Source organism: Micromonospora sp. NPDC047812 (genome assembly GCF_040704175.1).
In the GTDB taxonomy this organism is placed as follows: domain Bacteria; phylum Actinomycetota; class Actinomycetes; order Mycobacteriales; family Micromonosporaceae; genus Micromonospora.
The window spans coordinates 504,181-522,256 of sequence record NZ_JBEYRY010000001.1 but is presented as its reverse complement, the minus strand read 5'-3'; the positions used below and the strand labels follow the sequence as shown (position 1 = coordinate 522,256).

The following is an 18,076-nucleotide window of genomic DNA, read 5'->3' as shown; positions in this document are numbered from 1 at the left end:
CTGACCGCCGCCGACCCACCCGTCGAGGACCTGCTGCGCGAGCTGGCGCCGCAGGTCCTCGGCGTGCTCACCCGCCGGTTCGGCGACTTCGCCACCGCCGAGGACGCCGTACAGGAGGCGCTGCTGGCGGCGGCCACCCAGTGGCCGGTCGAGGGGACGCCCGACAATCCGCGCGGCTGGCTGATCCAGGTCGCGTACCGACGGATGGTCGAACTGGTCCGCGGCGAGACGGCCCGGCGGCGGCGTGAGGACCTCGTCGCCCGCCGCGAGCCGGACGACCGGCGCGCCGCGCCGCCGCCGGACGAGGAGCTGACCGCCGACCGGGACGACACCCTGACGCTGCTCTTCCTCTGCTGCCACCCGACCCTCACGCCGGCGTCGGCGATCGCGCTGACGCTGCGCGCCGTCGGCGGCCTCGGCACGGCCGAGATCGCCCGCGCCTTCCTCGTGCCCGAGGCCACCATGGCCCAGCGGATCAGCCGCGCCAAGCAGCGCATCCGCGCCTCGGGCATCCCGTTCTCGATGCCGGAGCCCGCCGACCGGGAGGCTCGGCTGGCCGCCGTGCGACACGTGCTCTACCTGATCTTCACGGAGGGGCACACCGCCAGCCTGGGCGCCGACCTGCGCCGGGTGGACCTGTCGGAGGAGGCGATCCGGCTGTCCCGGGCCCTGCGCGCGCTCCTGCCCGACGACGCCGAGGTCGCCGGGCTGCTCGCCTTGATGCTGCTCACCGACGCCCGCGCCGCCGCGCGCACCGGGCCCTCGGGTGAGCTGATCTCCCTGGCCGACCAGGACCGCGGCCGGTGGGACGCCGCGGCGATCGCCGAGGGGGTCGCCCTGGTCACCTGGGCGCTGCCGCGCGGGCCGGTCGGGCCCTACCAGCTCCAGGCGGCCATCGCCGCGCTGCACGACGAGGCGCCCGGCACCGCCGAGACCGACTGGCCGCAGATCCTCGCCCTGTACGAGGTGCTGGAACGCGCCTCCGGCAACCCCGTCGTCTCCCTCAACCGCGCCGTGGCGACCGCCATGGTGCACGGCCCGGCCGCCGGCCTGGCGGCACTGGACGCCCTCGACGCCGACCCCCGGCTCGCCGGGCACCACCGGCTGCCCGCCGCCCGCGCCCACCTGCACGAGATGGCCGGTGAGCGGGAACGGGCGGTGGCCGCGTACCGGGCCGCCGCCGCCCTGACCACGAGCCTGCCCGAGCAGCGGTACCTGACGATGCGCGCCGCCCGGCTGGCGACCCGGGCGACCGGGGAGTGACGGGCACGACGCGGCGTACGCGTGCGGACGCTGTCGAGCTGCCCCCACGGATGGGGCAGGGAGTCCCGGGTCCGTGGCGGCTGGCGGTCTCATCGTCGGGGCAGCTCGACAGCGCGCACAGGACCGCCTGTGGGTCGGTCACTTCGACCTGCGACGGCCGGTCGTCGGCCGGCTGACACCCGCCGTCCTACGCCGACCGTCCGAACCTGCGACTTCCCGACGTCGCCACGGGTAGAGAGGTGGCCGGGCCCGTGCGGGCCCGGCCACCGGTGGTGCGAGGTGCCTCAGCTCGCGGTGCAGGTCACCGCGGGCGTGGCGTTGGTGCCGTTGAAGCTGCCGATGAAGCCGAAGCTGGTGCTGGCACCGGCGCCCAGCCGGCCGTTCCAGTCGGCGTTGCGGGCCGTGACGGTCGCCCCGCTGCTGCTCAGGACGGTGCTCCAGGACTGGCTGACGGTCTGGCCGTTGGCGAACGTCCACTTCGCCGTCCAGCCGGTGATGCCCGCCGCGCCGGCGGTCACCTTCACCTCACCCTGGAAGCCGCCCTGCCACTGGTTGGTCACCGTGTACGTGGCGGTGCAGCCCCCCGGCGGCGGGGTGGTGGGCGGGGGCGTCGTGGGCGGCGGGGTGGTGGGCGGGGGCGTCGTCGGCGGCGGGGTGGTCGGCGGCGGGGTGCTGCCGAAGACCGTCGCCTCCTTCGCGGTGGCCTTGATCCCGTTCGCCCCGTTGAAGAGGCGCTGGCCCCATGTCGTCAGCGCGGCGGGGTTGAAGTTGGTGACCATGTCGAGGTACTCGACGCCACCGCCGTTGCCGCTCCAGGACCAGCCCAGGTAGCCGATCCCGTTGGCCTGGCTGTAGGAGAGGATGGTGTCCTCGTCGGGGTTGCCGTCGGAGTGGTCGAAGCCGAACTCGCCGACCACGATCGGCAGCTTGGCGGCGCGGAACCGGCCGAGGTAGTCGCTGATCTCGGCGGCCGTGTCGAAGACGCCGTACATGTGGATGGAGAAGACCGTGTTCTTCTGCGGGTCGGCCGCGAAGACCGACGCGGCGTTGTCGCGCATGGTGAACGACCAGTCCTGACCCCAGTTCGGGGCGTCGACCATGATGGTGTGCGTCAGGCCGCCGACCCGCAGCCGCTTGACCGCGTTGGCGGTGTCGGTCGCCCAGGTGCCGTAGCCCTGGTTGCCGTACGGCTCGTTGCCGATGTTGACGATGACGTACTTCTCCTGGCCGGCGAGGGCGCTGGAGACGCTGAGCCAGTAGTCGACCGCCTGGTCCAGGGTGGCCGCCCCGCTCTGCTCGCCGTAGCCGGTGGTGTCGTGCACCTCCAGCACGCAGATCAGCCGATTGGCCTTGCACAGCGAGATGACGTTGGCGACGTCGGCGGTGTCGTTCTTCGCCCACCGTTGGCCGCTGGCGAGCACCACCCGCACCGTGTTCGCCCCGAGCGCCTTGATGTTGGCGAAGGAGCTGGTCTGCTGCTGGTACCAGGTGTGCGCGTGGTTCACGCCGCGCATGACGAACTCGTTGCCGTTGGCGTCGTAGAGCTTGCCGTCGGCGACGGAGAAGCCGGTCGCGGCCCGCGCGGGCTGGCCGAACGCCAGCACGGCGACCAGCAACGCGAGCAGGGCCGCACCGGCGGCGGTGAGTCTCTTCTTCATGGCCTTCCTCAGAGGGAGGACCCCCGCTGCCAGGTGGGGGTGGACGTCACAGGGGATGGCGGCTGCAGCCCGACAGCCGCCGCCCGGCTCCCGGCGGCGCAGGGATCAGCGTAGGCCGGTCGGGGCGGTCACGCAATGAACCGGTTAAGCGGCAGGCTGCCGACACCGGACGTGAGGGTTGACCCGACCTGGCAGGGGTATCCGGGGATGATCCGCCCGGGTCGGAAGGAGACACCCATGGTCAATGTCGGCTACACACTGATGTGCGAGCAGGCCGGTCCGAAGCAACTGGTCGACTACGCGGTGCGGGCGGAGGCGGCCGGCTTCGACCAGCTCGTCATCTCCGACCACTACTACCCCTGGCTCGACTCCCAGGGCCACTCCCCGTACGCCTGGTCGGTGCTCGGCGCGGTCGCGCACGCCACCAGCCGGGCGGAGCTGATGTCCTTCGTCACCTGCCCGATCCGCCGCTACCACCCGGCGGTCGTGGCGCAGAAGGCCAGCACGGTCGGGGTGCTCTCCGACGGCCGGTTCACCCTCGGCCTGGGCGCGGGCGAGAACCTCAACGAGCACGTCGTCGGCGGCTGGCCGCACGTGCAGCAGCGGCACGAGATGTTCGAGGAGGCCCTCCAGATCATCCGGCCCCTGCTCAACGGGGAGACGCTGACCTTCTCGGGCAACCACTACGACGTGCCCGACGCCTACGTGTGGGACCGGCCGGCCCGCCCGGTGCCGATGGCCGTCGCCGCCTCCGGCCGCCAGTCGGTCACCCTCGCCGCCGAGTACGGCAACGGCCTCGTCGCGACCGAACCGGACCCGCACATCATCGAGATGTACGACGAGGCCGGCGGCGCCGGGCAGCCCCGCTACGGGCAGGTGGCCATCTGCTACGGCCCGGACGAGGCGGAGTGCCGCAAGATCGTGCACGACCAGTTCCGCTGGTTCGGGATGGGCTGGAAGGTCAACGCCGACCTGCCCGGGCCGGAGTCGTTCGCCGCCGCCACGCAGTTCGTCCGCGAGGAGGACGTGGCCGAGGGGATCTCCTGCGGACCCGACGTGGAGCGGCACGTCGAGGCGTTCCGCAAGTTCGTCGACGCCGGCTTCACCCACGTGGCGATCGTGCAGGTGGGCGGCGAGACGCAGCCGATGTTCCTGGACTGGGCGCAGGAGCAGCTCCTGCCGAGGCTGCGCGAGCTGTGAGGACCACACCGACCCGGCCGCCCCGGGTGAGCCCGCCGGGCCGGTTCGGTCCGGCGGAGCTGCGCGTCGCGCTGGCCGCCCCGAGACCGGCCGCCGGGCTGACCAGCGAGTGGCGGCTGGTCGACGGCCTCCGTACGCACACCCGCCGCGCCGGCGACCCCGGCACCGCCACCATCCCCGTCGTGCTGGTGCACGGGCTGGCGGTGTCCCACCGCTACCTGACCCCGCTCGCCCTCGCGCTGGCCGACACCCACCCGGTGTACGCGCCCGACCTGCCCGGCTTCGGGCTGACCGAGCGCCCCGGCCGCGCGTACGACGTCCGCGAACACGCCGCGCACCTGGCCGCCTGGCTGGCCGCGTACCGGATGCCGCCCGTCTGCCTGGTCGGGCACTCGTTCGGCGCGGAGGTCGTCGCGGCGCTGGCCGCCCGGCACCCCGACGCGGTCGCAGCGGTGGTGCTCGCCGGCCCGACCAGCGATCCCGCCGCCCGCTCCCGGCGGGGACAGTTCGGGCGCTGGCTGGTGGACACCCTGCGGGAGGCGCCGTTGCAGGCGCCGATCCTGCTCCGGGACGTCCTCGACGCCCGGCCCTGGCGGGTGCACGCGACGCTGTCGCACTCGGTGCGCAACGGCATCGAGGCGGACCTGGTCCGCATCGCCGCGCCCACCCTGGTGGTGGCCGGCTCCCGGGACCCGATCGTGCCGCCGTCCTGGCGCGCTCAGGTCGGCCGGCTGGTGCCGCACGCCCGTACGGTCACCGTGCCGGGTGCCGCGCACAACGTCGTGACCACCGCCCCGGCGCAGGTCGCCGGCGCGGTCCGCGCCCTTCTCGCCCCCTCGCTGACGAACAGGTGACGACATGCGTATCGGCAACACGGAGATCCGGCCGGCCGGCGGCGGCCTGGGCTGCCTGCTGATGATCCTCTTCTCGATCGTCGCGTCGGTCGTCCTGACCGTCCTGCTCAACCTGCTCCTGTAGCCCCGACCCCGACTCCGGCCCCGACTCCGCCCCGGCCCCGGCCCCGGCCCCCGGGATCTTGGTGCGGGAGTGCCCCTGGAGGGGCCGTTTCGCGCCAAGATCTCGCTCGGGCACCGCTCAACTCCGGCGGCGCGCGGTCAGCCGCGCAGGCCGAGGGCGGTCAGCGCCTCACGGGTCGCCTGGCGGACCGGGTCCACGACGGCGCGGCGCACCCAACGGACGGCCGGCGACACCGTCGCCCGCCACGCGGCGGCCACCGCCCGCCCCACCGGGCGGACGGCGTGCCGCCACAGCCAGCCCGCCCCGAGCACGAACGGCCGCAGCGTGAGCGCGTAGCACCACCAGAGCAGCCGGCCGGCCGCCCACCAGGCCCACGCGAGCGCGTCCAGCAGCACCCGGCCCGCCGCCGCCAGCCACCGGCCGACCGCCACGAGCCCCGCCACGAGCAGGCGTCCGAGCGGCGCGAGGAGCCGGGCCAGCCAGCGCAGCGGCACCCATATCAGGTGGTACGCCAGCCAGGCCAGCGGCACCCACACCACCGTCCTGGCCAGCCAGGCCAGCCCACGGGCCAGCCACACCGCAGGCACCCAGATCAACGTCCGGAACAGCCAGCCCAGGCCGTGGCCGAGCCACACCAGGGGCACCCACACCAGGATCCGCAGCAGCCAGCCCAGCGGCCGCAGCAGCCAGCGGTCCAGGAACCGGCCGACCGGCGCAAGCAGCCAACGGTGCAGCCAACGGCCGACGGCGGCGACCAGTTCCCAGACCAACCGCAGGGGCACCACCACGACCAGCGCGATCCCCCGGGCGACGGCGACCAGCAGCGGAGCGGGTGGCGACCCGGTGCGTCCCGGCTCCGGGCTCGGCGAGTCGATCACCGGCTCACGGTAGTCGGCACCGGCAACGCCCGCCGTCGCGGCCCGCCGGACGGACCGGAGCCGGCGAGGCGATCGGACCGGCGAGGCGATCGGGGCGACGAGGCGATCGGACCGGTGAGCCGACCGGGGCGACGCGGCGACCGAGCCGACGAGGCGACCGAGCTGACGAGGCGATCGGACCGGTGAGCCGACCGGGGCGACGCGGCGACCGGGCCGACAGACCGGCGGTCAGGGCGGACGGTCAGGCGGGCGGTCAGGGCGGGCGGTCAGGGCGGTCAGGCCGTCAGGCCGGGTCGAGGTCCAGGTCCGCCACGACCGGGTAGTGGTCGGAGGCGTACTCGGCCTCGCCGCCCCGGAGCACCCGGCAGCCCCGCACCCGGCCGGCGAGCGCCGCCGTGCCGAGCAGGTAGTCCAGCCGCATCCCGGAGAACTCCGCCCCGCCGCCGTGCCGGGTGGGCGCGGTCAGCCCGCCGTCGGGTGCTCCCGCCGCCGCGTACAGATCGACCAGGCCGGCGGCGAGCAGCCGGGCCACCGCCCGGGTCTCCACCGTCCGCCCGTCCCGGCGCAGATGACGGCGGCGGTACGCGGCCGGGAGCCGGGCGATGCGCTCGGTATGGTCGGCGACCGGGTCGAGGGTGTTCAGGTCGCCGGCCAGCAGCCCCAGTTCCCCCGGCGCGCGGCGCAGCGCGGCGGCGGCCCAGCCCGCCTCGACGCGCCGCCGCAGCCCCCGGTACGGGTCGAGGTGCACGCTCAGCACCGTCAGCGGGCCGGCGCTGGTCGCCACGGTGACCCGCTGCGCGGCGTGGTGGAACGGCCGGCGTACCCGGGTCGCGGCGAGGGCGCGCAGCGGCGGGCGCAGCAGCACCGCCACCGGCTGGCCGAAGCAGGAACGGGCCAGGTGGGGACGCATCCCCACCCGGCCCGCGAAGTCGGCGAGCACGTCACCGGAGTCGAAGCCCCGCAGCTCCTGCAACGCCAGCACGTCCGGCCGCTCGTCGGCGACGACCCGGACCAGCAGGTCCCGGCGGTCGGCGCCGCCGGAGTCCCGGCCGCCGGTCCGGATGTTCCAGGTCATCGCCCGCAGCATCGGCGGCGTCAGTCCGCCCGACCGGCCTTGGCCAGCTCGTCATCGAGGGTGTGCACGTCCTCGGACTCGATGCTCGGCCGGTTGCCCTCGCGCAGGTCCTCGTTGGGGCGGACCACCCAGTAGAGCAGCCCGATCCAGAGGGTGGTGAGGATGATCGCGCCCATGAAGTCGGTGGGGTGGTGCATCCCCCGGTACATCCGGCTGATCGCCACGCCGGCCGGCATCACGACCGCGAGCCCCACGAAGACCCACCGCCACCACCGGTCGGTACGCGGAAAGACGATCACCGCGATCGCCACCCAGACGCAGAGCGTGGCGGCGATGTGGCCGGACGGGAAGGAGGAGGTCGGCATCGGCCCGTCGAGGTTGCCGACGGGCGGGCGCGGCCGGTCGACCGCGGCGGCGGAGGCGAGGAAGAGGGTCAGCTCGCCGAACATGGTCAGCGCCACGAACAGCACCGGCCGCCAGCGCCGCCACACCGCGAGCACGAGCGGGCAGAAGACCAGCGAGATGAGCAGGATGGCGTGGGTGTCTCCGACCTTGCTCCACCAGTAGCTGAAGTCGTCCCGGCCGGGGGTGCGGTGCTCGGCGAACCACCTCGGCACGTCCGTGTCCAGGGTGGCGAAGAAGGTGCCGCCGGCGTGGTAGCTGACGAGCATGCCGAAGCCGTAGAGCGCGCCGAGGATCAGCACCCAGCCGACGATCAGCTCGAAGACGGCGGCCCGGGGGTGCGGCAGCAGGTGCGCCTCGTCGGGGGCGGGCGCCACGTCGTGCGCGGCCTCCGGCTCCAGCCCGTCGCTGAGCGCCGGGACCGGCCGGCCACGCTCCAGCCGCCAGAGCCGGAAGGCGTACGCGGTTACGCCGAGCCAGGCGGCGCCGAGCAGCCAGGCCCCGAGCACGTCCGAGACGAAGTGCACGCCCAGCGCGATCCGGGTCAGGCCGATGAGGAACACGACGACGGCGACCAGGGCGATCGCGGGCTTGCGCCAGCGGCGCGACATGGCCGGCAGGAAGACCAGCAGCAGCGCCCCGTACGCGACCATCGAGCCGAGCGCGTGCCCGCTGGGGAAGCTGTCCCCGGCGTACGTGCCGATGGGCACCTCCACCTCGGGGCGCAGCCGGTCCACCAGCGTCTTCAGCGCCGGGTCGAGGACGAGGGCGCCGACGCCGGTGACGATCAGGAACACCGCGAGCCGGCCCTGCTTGCGGATCAGCAGGCCGACCACGGCGACCGACACCAGCCAGACGATGACCGCCCGCCCGCCCAGGTCGGTGAGCGCGTTGAGCACGGTCACCAGCGGCCCGTGCGGGGCGACCAGGTCGTTGAGCCACTGGGCCACGCCGTGGTCGACGTCGTAGAGCGGTGACCACCGGGTCCGGACCAGGACGAGGAGCACCCCGAAACCGACCCCGGCACCGAGCACGATCGCCAGGCCGGCGAGGGTCCGCTCGGTGAAGTGACCCAAGGGTCGTCGTAACGCCTCTTTGACCGCGCCCACGGCAGCCTCCCTCTCGCTTCTGGCGTGCCGCATTACCCGATCGGCGCTCCGCGTACACCGAAGGGGTGTCCGATGCGGAGCTACAGGGAGCTCATCTCGCCGGTGTCGTGGGTCTCCTGGCGCTGGGTCTCGGGCTCCCAGAGGTCGGGCTGGGCGGGCTCGCGCACCCCGATGCGCAGCGCCTCCAGCTGGGCGGCGAAGGACAGTCCACCGAAGAGCGCCATGCCGGTCAGGTTGGCCCAGAGCAGCAGCGCCATCATCCCGGTCAGTGCCCCGTACGTCTGGCCGAACCCGCCGCTGAACCGCACGTACGCGGCGAGCAGCAGGCTGGCCAACCACCACAGCGCGGTGGCGATGCCGGCGCCGAAGAAGAGCCAGGACAGGCCGGGTTGCTTGCGGCGGGGGGCGTGCCGGAAGATCACCGCGACGGCGAGGACGGTCAGGCCCAGGCTGAGCGGCCAGCGCACCACGTTCCAGAGGCCGTTGGCGAACTCGCCCCAGGCGTAGTGCCGCTGCACCGAGTCGCCCATCGGGCCGCCGCCGACGAGGATCAGGAACCCGGTGAGCGCCGGTACGCCGGCGGTGAGGGCGAGGATGCTGGCGCGGACGTACTTCCACAGCGCGGGCCGGTCGCGTTCCACGCCGTAGATCCGGTTGGCGCCGCGCTCGATCTGGGCCATGGTGGTGGTCAGCGCGACCAGGCCGGTGAGCATGCCGAGGCCAAGCGCCAGCTCCCCGGCGCGTTCGGTGCGGTCCCCCTCGCCGAGCAGCTCGGCCACCATCGGTTCGCTCGCCCCGGGGGTGAGCGCGAGCACCGTGTCGGCGACCACCTGGCCGCCCTCCTCCACGCCGAGTTCGCTGATCAGGCCGGTCAGCGCGATCAGGAACGGCACCACGGCGAGGCAGAGTTGCAGCGCGAAGGCCCGCGAGTGGCTGAACCCGTCGCCGTAGCGGAACCGGATGAAGGCGTCGCGCAGCAGGTGCCAGCCGCCCTGCCGGCGCAGTGTGTGCCAGGCGTCGTCGGCGTTGAGTTCCTCGTCGGACATCAGCCGGGTCTCCGGCACCATCCGGGTGCTACTCACGGCGCGCGTCCTCGATGAGCTGCTCACCACGCTCGGCGGCCGCCTGCGCGTCCTCGGCCAGGTCGGGATCCTGCGCCGGCTGCGGCACGCAGAGCCACAGCGCCCGCCGCCGGATCTCGGCCCTGAGGGTGCGGCCCGGCTCGATGAGGTCGCCGTCGAGCTCCCGGGGCTGGGCCCGGTTGCTGGTGATCTCCACCCGTCGGACCCGGAAGACCTCCATCCGGGGCACGCTGTCCTGCTTGCGGACGACCGCCCAGCCGAGCGCGAGCCAGTGCCGCAGCGTACGCGGGGTGAGCACCGCGACGTCGAGGTAGCCGTCGTCCGGTTCGGCGTCGGTGAGCAGGCGTACGCCGCCCTGGAGGCGACCCACGTTGGCGACGAGCACGGAGCGGGCCCGGCGGCGGATCGGCTGCTGGTCGTCGATGCGGATGGAGACCTTCATCGGCCGGTCGCGCAGGTGCCGGGCGGCCCCCACCACGTACGCCGGCCAGCCGATCCGCTTCTTGGTGGTCTCGGAGGTGTCGGCGAGCATCTGGGCGTCGAAGCCCATGCCGGCCATGACGGTGAAGTAGTGGTCCTCGACCGCGCCGACGTCGAGCAGCCGGCGGCCCCGCTCGACGGCGACCTCCAGCCCGGCGGCCAGGTCACCCGAGAGACCCAGGTTGGCCGCGAGGAGGTTGCCGGTGCCCTGGGGCAGCACGGCGAGCGCCACGTCGGTGCCGACCAGGCCGCTGACGCAGGCCATCACGGTGCCGTCGCCGCCGCAGGCGAAGACGACGTCCACGCCGGCCTCGACCGCCTGCTGCGTCTGACCGCGGCCCGGGTCCTCGACCGTGGTCTCGAACCACAGCGGCTCGGGCCAGCCGGCCGCGGCGAGGGCGTCGTGGACCGTCCGCCGCAGCTCGTCGAGGTCGGCCACCTTCACCGGGTTGACCACCACGGCGGAGCGCAGGCCGCCGTCGGGCGCCGCGCGTCGCTTGTCCTGTCGAGGATCCACGGCGCCAGTGTGCAGCAGATCCGGCACGGCAGCGACCCGGCGGACGGTGACCTTACGCGCAGCGAAAACGCGTTTGCCCCCGCCCACGCTGTCCCTCTGCGCTGTCCCCTCGCCCACCGGCCCCACCTCGCCCCGCCGGCGCCCCGTCGGCGGCCCGTCGGCGCCCCGTCGGCGCCCCGCCCGCGCCCCGTCGATCATGAGGTTGGCCGCAGTCCTGGAGATCGACGTCACCGCCAACCTCATGATCGACGCGCTGGGCCGGGGGTGTGGGCCGGGGTGGGGGTGGGTGGGTGGTCAGGCGGGGGTGCGGAGGGCGGTTTCCACGCGGCGGCGCAGGTCGTCGAGGTCGGCTCCGGCCTCGGCGAGCACCAGGGCGCCCAGCCCCTGCCCCTCGCGGAGCACGCCGAGCAGGATGTGCTCCGTGCCGATGTGGCGGTGGCGCAGTCGCAACGCCTCCCGCAGCGCCAGCTCCAGCACCTTCTTGGCACGCGGGGAGAAGGGGCCGCCCGCGTACCGCCGACGACCCCAGCGGCGGCGCGGCGCCGGCGCGGCCTCGCGCAGCGCGTCCGGGCCGAAGGACTCCTCGATCCGGGCCACGATGGCGGCCAGGTCGATGCCGATCTCGCGCAGGGCTGCGGCGTCGGCGTCGGCGAGGCCGGTGGCTCCCCGCTCGGTGTGCCGGCGGACGCGGGCCCGCAGGTCGTCGGCGCGCAGGCCGGCCTCGGCGAGCACCCGGGCGGCGAGGCTGTCGCCGTCGGAGAGCAGGGCGAGCAGCAGGTGCTCGGTCCCGACGGGCCGTTGGCCCTCGGTCCGGGCCTCGTCCCGGGCGTGCCGCACGACCGTGCGGGCCCGGTCGGTGAACCGTTCGAACATCACGCCTCCCAGGAGGATCCGACCGCCGGACGACCGGCGTGCTTCTTGTGGACCGCCTGCCGGCTGACCTCGAGCGCGTCGGCGATCTCCTGCCAGGACCAGCCCTGTCGACGGGCGTTGTCCACCTGGACCACCTCGAGGCGTTCGAGCAACCGGCGCAGCGCACGGACGGCGCGCAGCCCGACCCGGGGGTCGGTGCTGCCGGCTGCCGCCGCGAGTTCCGTCGCCTGACTCATGTCGTCAACTTACGTTGACAGCACCGCCTTGTCAACCCATGTTGACACCCCGCGGCTGAGCACCGCCGCTATGGTGGGCCGATGACGTCGGTCAGGCAGGTCCAGGTCACCTTCGACTGCGCAGAACCCGAGCGCGTCGCCCGCTTCTGGTGCGAGGTGTTGGGATACGTCGTACCGCCCCCACCGGAGGGGTTCGCGAGCTGGGACGATTTCGATCGCGCACTGCCGCCTGAGCGACAGGGTTCAGCGTTCGCCTGCGTCGATCCCTCAGGCGCGGGCCCGCGACTGTTCTTCCAGCGCGTACCCGAAGGCAAGGTCGTCAAAAATCGACTGCATCTTGACGTACGGGTCGGCACCGGGCTCGTGGGCGAGGAACGCCTGGCCGCGCTCGAGGCCGAATGCGCGCGACTGGTCGCGCTCGGCGCGGTACGCGTACGACTGCTGCTCGCCGACGAGCACAACGAGTCGTGCCTCGTGATGCAGGACGTCGAGGGCAACGAGTTCTGTCTCGACTGAGCGGCCCGCGAGCGCGGCGACCCGGATCACCTTCGCCGAGAACCCGCAGTACGATCCGCCGGTGCCCTCCTCCGCCGGCCGCCGCACCAAGGTCACCGTGCCCCGTGACGGCCGAGGTCACCGTGCCCGGTGACGTACGCCGTCTCCCGCTCGGCGAGGTCACGCTGGAGTTCGCCGGCGGCACCGTGGTCGGCAACCGCTACCCGGCCAACTTCGACGTGCTGCACGTCGACCCCGTACTGCCGTTCGTCGCGGTGGCCGACGGCATGGGCGGCGGCGAGGGCAGCCGCCGCGCCGGCACGACGGCCATGGGCACCCTGGTCGCGCGGGTCGAAGCCGCCTGGCCCACGGTCGGCGCGCGCCAGTTGCGCGCCGCCGTGGGCCACGTCCAGTCGGCCGTACGCGCCGCCGGCGCCCAACTGGCGGAGCTGACCGGCTGCACCCTGACGGCCCTGCTCGTGGAGCCCGACGGCGGGCAGGGCTGGCTCGTGCAGCTCGGCGACTCCCGCGCCTACCGGCTGCGCGACGGCCTGCTGGAACTCGTCACCGTCGACCACACGGCGGCCTGGCTGGGCGTGCTGCACGGCTGGTACCCGGCCGACTCCCCCGCCGCCGGTCGGGCCCGCTACCAGCTCACCCGCTACGCCGGCCATCCGGACGAGCCGGAGCCGGACGTGCTCGCGGTGTCGCTGCGCCCCGGCGACGTCTGGCTGCTCTGCACCGACGGCGTCAGCGACCAGGTCGACTACCACCTGATGCGCGAACTCCTGGCGGCACCGCGACCGGACGAGGCGGTGCGGGACCTGCTCGACGGCACCCTGGAGGCCGGCGGCGACGACAACGCCACCGCCGTGGTCGTCCGGGTCCACGCCCCGGCTCCCCGCTGACAGGGGCCGACCCGACGCAGACGCCGCTGGCCGGCACCCCGGGTGGGGGTGCCGGCCAGCGGCTTTCACTCATTGTTGTCAGCTGTTCCAGTGCTCGGCGACGAGGTCGGCGGCCTGCTGCTCCCACTGGGCGTAGTGGTCGGGGTACGCCGACACCTGCACCGTCTGCGCGGCCTTGGTCAGGGGCATGTCCTGCCACCCGTCGACCTGCTTGAGGCCCTTGAGGAACGCCGTCGTCGAGTACTCCGGGTCGGTGATCTGCTCGACCGTGCCCCACCCGCTGGAGGGGCGCTGCTGGAACAGGCCCTGCGAGTCGTGGTCGTTGCGGTCACCCAGATGACCCAGGTTCTCCAGCTTCGACTCCTGCAACGCGGTCGCGATGGAGACCACGGCGGCCCGCTCGTCCATACCGGCCTTCTTCGTCGCGGCGATGATGGCCTTGACGTTGGCGACCTGCTCGTCGGACAGGTCGATACGCGACTGCGCACCCTGCACACCATGCGGCACCAGCACACCCATGTCCGGCTTGTCCGCCTGCACCGCCACAGCGGTGACCGGAGCCGCCGACGGCACCGACGGGCCCGCCTGAGCAGTCACGGGACCGGCGAACACACCACCGGCAAACGCCAGACCAGCAACACCAAGAACGCTCTTACGCAGAATCGTGTTCATCGCAGATGCTCCGTTCGGGGGTTGGCACCCACGCCGAGGGGGATCGGCTACGCGGATGCAAGCACCGTCCGGCGCTCATGAACTCAAGGGGGAAACTCCAGCAGGAACTGGAGGGGATCTCCGGCGTTACCGGAGGAAAGATCAGATCGGCCCTACCGGCCGGATGTCCGAGCCGTAGAGGCCCGCACCGGGGCCTGTCTCGCGGGGGCGGGGGTTGCCCTCGCGTCGGCCGGACCATGTGTAACGACCACCGGCCCGCCATCATTCCGGGGCCCGGCATCGGGGCCGCGCGGCCTTGCCTTGCCTTGCTCGGTCGTACGCAGGGTGTAACGACCCCACCCCCGCCACGATTCCGCCCCCACGATGCCCCCGATCACACCCCCGAACCGGACACACGCCTCATCACACGCGCACAAGGGTGATCGACCACCGACACCCCCCGGACGACAGTCCTGAAACCGGACAACCGGCGCACCGGATCCGCCCGCACCTCCGAGATCTTGGTAGGCAAACGCCCCTCAGAGGGCCCTTACCTACCAAGATCTCCCGCCTCCCCAGGGGCGGGCGTCGATCATGCAGTTGTGGCGCCCCGCATAAGGCGCAATTCCGCCGACACGCAGCCAGAGCCCACCGTCGCCCGCGATCCCGCCCCACCGTGGTACCCGCGGGACTAGCCTCGACAGGAGGGCCGGGCGCGACGCCTGCGGAGGTGATTCGGATGGGCGCAGCCACCGACGCGGCGGTGCTGGTCGGGCTCGGCACGGAACGCAACCTGCCGATGGTCAGGCTTGCCGCGCAGGAGGCCGCCGCGCACGGCCGTCCGCTGTGCCTGCTGCACGCGTTCAACTGGACGGCCGCGCTGGAGGCGCCGTCGATCGCGGGGCCGCGCGCGGATGCCGAGGAGCTGATCTCCCGGGCCACCGAGATCGCCCACGAGGTGGAGCCGGCGCTGCCGGTCGGCGGCGAGATCGTCGAGGGCGCCCTCATCGCCACCCTGGTCCGCCGGTCGGAGCAGGCGTTCCTGCTCGCGATCGGGGACGGCGGCATGGCGACCAGCGGGGAGTGCGTGTCGGTCGACGCGCCGGCGGTGCAGCTCGCCGCCCGCGCCGGCTGCCCGGTGCTGGTGGCCCGCCGGGAGCCGCCCCCGCAGGGGCCGGTGCTGGTCGGGGTGGACGGCTCCGACAGCTCGCGGGACGCGCTGGAGTGGGCGTTCGAGTGCGCGGCCCGGCGGGAGGCGCGGCTGTTAGCGGTCCGCGTCGTCGAGTCGGAGGAGGGCGGGGAGGATCCCGAACTGCTCGCCGGGTTGGTGGCGCGGCCGGCGCGCCGGTTCCCGTCGGTGGCCACGGAGTGCCACACGATCCGGGGCGACCCCGGCACCGTCCTGGTGGAGCAGTCCCGCTCGGCGCAGGTGGCGCTGGTCGCCGCCCGGGGCGACGAGCCGTGGCGCGGCATGCTCGGCGCGGTGAGCCAGGCGCTGCTCTACCACTCCCCCGCACCGCTGATCGTCGTGCGCGGGCTGACGGGGATTCCGGGAGACGGGCGCAACGCCCAGCGCCGACAGGACCAACGGCCCTGATCCACACCGGCGCCGACCGACGATGCTGGGACCGGCCCGGACGAATCCGCGCGCTGAGAATGCAGGATTCCCCTACCCGCGAGAGGCTCATGCAGTATGGACACCGCTCTCGACCTGCACAGCCCCCTGACCGAAGACGAGCTGCGCCGGCTGGACGCCTACTGGCGGGCGGCGAACTACCTGACCGTCGGGCAGATCTACCTGCTGGACAACCCCCTGCTGCGCGAGCCGCTGGCCCCCGAGCACGTCAAGCCACGCCTGCTCGGCCACTGGGGCACCAGCCCCGGCCTGAACCTGCTCTACGCCCACCTCAACCGGGTCATCGTCGCCCGTGACCTGTCGGCCCTGTTCGTCACCGGCCCCGGTCACGGCGGCCCGGCGATCGTCGCCAACACCTGGCTGGAGGGCACCTGGAGCGAGGTGTACCACCACATCGGCCGCGACGAGGCCGGCATGGCACGGCTGTTCCGCCAGTTCTCCTTTCCCGGCGGCATCCCCAGCCACGTGGCGGCGGAGGTGCCGGGTTCGATCCACGAGGGCGGCGAGCTGGGGTACGCGCTCAGCCACGCCTACGGCGCGGCGTTCGACAACCCCGACCTGCTGGTGGCCTGCGTCATCGGCGACGGGGAGGCGGAGACCGGTCCGCTGGCCGGCAGCTGGCTGTCCAACGTCTTCCTGAATCCGGCCCGGGACGGGGCGGTGCTGCCGATCCTGCACCTCAACGGCTACAAGATCGCCAACCCGACCGTGCTGGACCGGATCGGCGAGGACGATCTGCTCGCGATGATGCGCGGCTTCGGCTACGAGCCGTACGTGGTCGCCGGCGACGACCCGGCGACGGTGCACCAGGCCCTCGCCGGCACGCTGGACCGGGCGCTGGACGAGATCGCCGCCATCCAGCGGCGGGCCCGCTCGGGCGGCGCCGTCGAGCGCCCCCGTTGGCCCATGATCGTCCTGCGTACGCCGAAGGGCTGGACCGGGCCGCACGACGTCGACGGCAAGCAGGTCGAGGGCACCTACCGCGCGCACCAGGTGCCGCTGTCCGAGGTACGCAAGAACCCGGAGCACCTGGCCGAGCTGGAGCGCTGGCTGCGCAGCTACCGGCCGGAGGAGCTCTTCGACGCCACCGGCGCACCGGTCGCCGAGCTGGCCGGGCTGCCGCCCCGCGGCGAGCGGCGGATGAGCGCCAACCCGGTCACCAACGGCGGTCTGGTGCTGCGTGACCTGGCGCTGCCGGACTTCCGCGAGTACGCCGTCGACGTGCAGCGGCCGGGCGAGACCGTGGCCGGGGCGACCGGCGCCCTCGGCCCGTGGGTACGCGACGTGATCACCGCCAACCCGCAGACGTTCCGCCTCTTCGGCCCGGACGAGGTCGCCTCGAACCGGCTCGGCGCGGCGTTCGAGGTCACCGGCCGGGCCTGGATGGCCGGCACCGTGCCCGGCGACGACCACCTCTCCCCCGACGGTCGGGTTATGGAGGTCCTCTCCGAGCACCTCTGCCAGGGCTGGCTGGAGGGCTACCTGCTGACCGGCCGGCACGGCATCTTCACCAGCTACGAGGCGTTCATCCACATCGTCGACTCCATGCTCAACCAGCACGCCAAGTGGCTGAAGGTGACCCGGGGCATCCCGTGGCGCAAGCCGGTGGCCTCGCTGAACTACCTGCTCTCCAGCCACGTGTGGCGGCAGGACCACAACGGCTTCTCCCACCAGGACCCGGGCTTCATCGACCACGTGATGAACAAGAAGGCCGAGGTGGTACGCGTCTACCTGCCACCGGACGCCAACACCCTGCTCTCCACCATGGACCACTGCCTGCGCAGCCGGCACTACATCAACGTGGTGGTGGCCGGCAAGCAGCCCGCCCCGAACTGGCTGTCGATGGACGAGGCCGTCCAGCACTGCCGGCGCGGCATCGGGATCTGGGACTGGGCCAGCACGGACGCCGGAAGCGAGCCGGACGTGGTGCTGGCCTGCGCCGGGGACGTACCGACCCTCGAGACGCTGGCCGCCGCGGAGCTGTTGCACCGGCACCTGCCGGAGCTGAAGGTGCGGGTCGTCAACGTGGTCGACCTGATGCGGCTCCAGCCGCCGACCGAGCACCCGCACGGGCTGTCGGACAAGGAGTTCGACACCATCTTCACGCGGGACAAGCAGGTCATCTTCGCGTACCACGGCTATCCGTGGCTGATCCACCGGCTCACCTACCGCCGCACCAACCACGCCAACCTGCACGTGCGCGGCTACAAGGAGGAGGGCACCACCACCACGCCGTTCGACATGGTGATGCTCAACGACCTGGACCGCTTCCACCTGGTCATCGACGTGATCGACCGGGTGCCGGGGCTGGCCGACCGGGCCGCCCACCTGCGGCAGGAGATGGTCGACGCGCGGCAGTCCTGCCGTGACTACACCCGCGAACACGGCGAGGACGACCCGCGGGTCGCGGAGTGGCGCTGGGTCCGCGAGACGGACCCGGGACTGCGGGGGGACCAGTGAGCGCGAGGAGTGAGCTTGCGAGCCCCGCAGTCGCGAACGAAAGGCGAGCCCAGTGAGCGCGAGGAGTGAGCTTGCGAGCCCCCGCAGTCGCGAACGAAAGGCGAGCCCAGTGAGCGCGAGGAGTGAGCTTGCGAGCCCCCGCAGTCGCGAACGAAAGGCGAGCCCAGTGAGCGCG

Annotated in this window: 16 protein-coding genes; 7 read left to right on the top strand and 9 right to left on the bottom strand. The window is 73.3% G+C overall.

Annotated elements, in window-relative coordinates; all coding sequences use genetic code 11:
- Nucleotides 1-1,263, top strand: a complete 1,263-nt coding sequence (locus AB0883_RS02335) for a sigma-70 family RNA polymerase sigma factor (RefSeq protein ID WP_366640238.1) — start codon at nt 1-3, stop codon at nt 1,261-1,263.
- Between the two features lie 284 nt (nt 1,264-1,547).
- Here AB0883_RS02335 and AB0883_RS02330 read toward each other — a convergent pair whose 3' ends face one another.
- Nucleotides 1,548-2,921 (bottom strand): cellulase family glycosylhydrolase, encoded by a 1,374-nt coding sequence (locus tag AB0883_RS02330; protein WP_366638781.1) that lies wholly within the window; start codon nt 2,919-2,921, stop codon nt 1,548-1,550.
- Between the two features lie 237 nt (nt 2,922-3,158).
- Here AB0883_RS02330 and AB0883_RS02325 point away from each other — a divergent pair, with 237 nt between their 5' ends.
- Both AB0883_RS02325 and AB0883_RS02320 read left to right on the top strand, forming a co-directional pair.
- Nucleotides 3,159-4,121, top strand: coding sequence for a TIGR03557 family F420-dependent LLM class oxidoreductase (locus AB0883_RS02325; protein WP_357973513.1), 963 nt, complete (start codon nt 3,159-3,161; stop codon nt 4,119-4,121).
- Nucleotides 4,118-4,975 carry an alpha/beta fold hydrolase gene (locus AB0883_RS02320; RefSeq protein ID WP_366638779.1) on the top strand — a complete coding sequence of 286 codons (858 nt, stop codon included), beginning with the start codon at nt 4,118-4,120 and terminating at the stop codon, nt 4,973-4,975. Before AB0883_RS02325 ends, AB0883_RS02320 begins: the two co-directional genes overlap by 4 nt.
- 261 nt (nt 4,976-5,236) lie before the next feature.
- Here AB0883_RS02320 and AB0883_RS02315 read toward each other — a convergent pair whose 3' ends face one another.
- From AB0883_RS02315 to AB0883_RS02285, 7 genes are all read right to left on the bottom strand, one after another.
- Nucleotides 5,237-5,977 (bottom strand): hypothetical protein, encoded by a 741-nt coding sequence (locus AB0883_RS02315; RefSeq protein WP_366638777.1) that lies wholly within the window; start codon nt 5,975-5,977, stop codon nt 5,237-5,239.
- Nucleotides 5,978-6,260: 283 nt separating this feature from the next.
- Nucleotides 6,261-7,064: an endonuclease/exonuclease/phosphatase family protein gene (locus AB0883_RS02310; RefSeq protein WP_366638775.1), complete on the bottom strand. Its 804-nt coding sequence runs from the start codon at nt 7,062-7,064 to the stop codon at nt 6,261-6,263.
- A gap of 8 nt (nt 7,065-7,072) precedes the next feature.
- Nucleotides 7,073-8,563, bottom strand: a complete 1,491-nt coding sequence (locus AB0883_RS02305) for a phosphatase PAP2 family protein (RefSeq protein ID WP_366638774.1) — start codon at nt 8,561-8,563, stop codon at nt 7,073-7,075.
- 80 nt (nt 8,564-8,643) lie between these two features.
- Complete coding sequence (locus AB0883_RS02300; protein ID WP_366638772.1) at nt 8,644-9,645, bottom strand: YihY/virulence factor BrkB family protein; 1,002 nt, start codon at nt 9,643-9,645, stop codon at nt 8,644-8,646.
- Nucleotides 9,638-10,642 carry a diacylglycerol kinase family protein gene (locus AB0883_RS02295; protein ID WP_366638770.1) on the bottom strand — a complete coding sequence of 335 codons (1,005 nt, stop codon included), beginning with the start codon at nt 10,640-10,642 and terminating at the stop codon, nt 9,638-9,640. Before AB0883_RS02295 ends, AB0883_RS02300 begins: the two co-directional genes overlap by 8 nt.
- Nucleotides 10,643-10,936: 294 nt before the next feature.
- Nucleotides 10,937-11,515: a Clp protease N-terminal domain-containing protein gene (locus tag AB0883_RS02290; protein WP_366638769.1), complete on the bottom strand. Its 579-nt coding sequence runs from the start codon at nt 11,513-11,515 to the stop codon at nt 10,937-10,939.
- Nucleotides 11,515-11,751 carry an HTH domain-containing protein gene (locus tag AB0883_RS02285; RefSeq protein WP_111218248.1) on the bottom strand — a complete coding sequence of 79 codons (237 nt, stop codon included), beginning with the start codon at nt 11,749-11,751 and terminating at the stop codon, nt 11,515-11,517. Before AB0883_RS02285 ends, AB0883_RS02290 begins: the two co-directional genes overlap by 1 nt.
- Nucleotides 11,752-11,832: 81 nt before the next feature.
- Between AB0883_RS02285 and AB0883_RS02280 the strand changes: the two genes are divergently transcribed.
- Nucleotides 11,833-12,267, top strand: coding sequence for a VOC family protein (locus tag AB0883_RS02280; RefSeq protein WP_366638767.1), 435 nt, complete (start codon nt 11,833-11,835; stop codon nt 12,265-12,267).
- A gap of 104 nt (nt 12,268-12,371) precedes the next feature.
- Nucleotides 12,372-13,154, top strand: coding sequence for a PP2C family serine/threonine-protein phosphatase (locus tag AB0883_RS02275; protein ID WP_366638765.1), 783 nt, complete (start codon nt 12,372-12,374; stop codon nt 13,152-13,154).
- 78 nt (nt 13,155-13,232) lie between these two features.
- On the opposite strand, the gene AB0883_RS02270 is transcribed toward AB0883_RS02275, so the two are convergent.
- Entirely contained in the window at nt 13,233-13,826 is a 594-nt protein-coding gene (locus AB0883_RS02270) for a hypothetical protein (RefSeq protein ID WP_366638763.1), read from the bottom strand.
- A gap of 718 nt (nt 13,827-14,544) precedes the next feature.
- Between AB0883_RS02270 and AB0883_RS02265 the strand changes: the two genes are divergently transcribed.
- Together AB0883_RS02265 and AB0883_RS02260 are read left to right on the top strand one after the other, a co-directional pair.
- Nucleotides 14,545-15,402: a universal stress protein gene (locus tag AB0883_RS02265; RefSeq protein WP_366638761.1), complete on the top strand. Its 858-nt coding sequence runs from the start codon at nt 14,545-14,547 to the stop codon at nt 15,400-15,402.
- Nucleotides 15,403-15,498: 96 nt separating this feature from the next.
- The gene (locus AB0883_RS02260; protein WP_366638760.1) at nt 15,499-17,901 is read left to right on the top strand and encodes a phosphoketolase family protein; all 2,403 of its coding nucleotides are present in this window, start codon (nt 15,499-15,501) and stop codon (nt 17,899-17,901) included.
- Nucleotides 17,902-18,076: the final 175 nt, after the last annotated feature.

What these genes read in the sequence shown, in the direction of transcription:
- AB0883_RS02330 (WP_366638781.1), bottom strand. Translation starts at nt 2,921, where the DNA reads ATGAAGAAGAGACTCACCGCCGCCGGTGCGGCCCTGCTCGCGTTGCTG.
- AB0883_RS02325 (WP_357973513.1), top strand. Translation starts at nt 3,159, where the DNA reads ATGGTCAATGTCGGCTACACACTGATGTGCGAGCAGGCCGGTCCGAAG.
- AB0883_RS02310 (WP_366638775.1), bottom strand. Translation starts at nt 7,064, where the DNA reads ATGCTGCGGGCGATGACCTGGAACATCCGGACCGGCGGCCGGGACTCC.
- AB0883_RS02290 (WP_366638769.1), bottom strand. Translation starts at nt 11,515, where the DNA reads ATGTTCGAACGGTTCACCGACCGGGCCCGCACGGTCGTGCGGCACGCC.
- AB0883_RS02285 (WP_111218248.1), bottom strand. Translation starts at nt 11,751, where the DNA reads ATGAGTCAGGCGACGGAACTCGCGGCGGCAGCCGGCAGCACCGACCCC.
- AB0883_RS02280 (WP_366638767.1), top strand. Translation starts at nt 11,833, where the DNA reads ATGACGTCGGTCAGGCAGGTCCAGGTCACCTTCGACTGCGCAGAACCC.
- AB0883_RS02270 (WP_366638763.1), bottom strand. Translation starts at nt 13,826, where the DNA reads ATGAACACGATTCTGCGTAAGAGCGTTCTTGGTGTTGCTGGTCTGGCG.
- AB0883_RS02265 (WP_366638761.1), top strand. Translation starts at nt 14,545, where the DNA reads ATGGGCGCAGCCACCGACGCGGCGGTGCTGGTCGGGCTCGGCACGGAA.
- AB0883_RS02260 (WP_366638760.1), top strand. Translation starts at nt 15,499, where the DNA reads ATGGACACCGCTCTCGACCTGCACAGCCCCCTGACCGAAGACGAGCTG.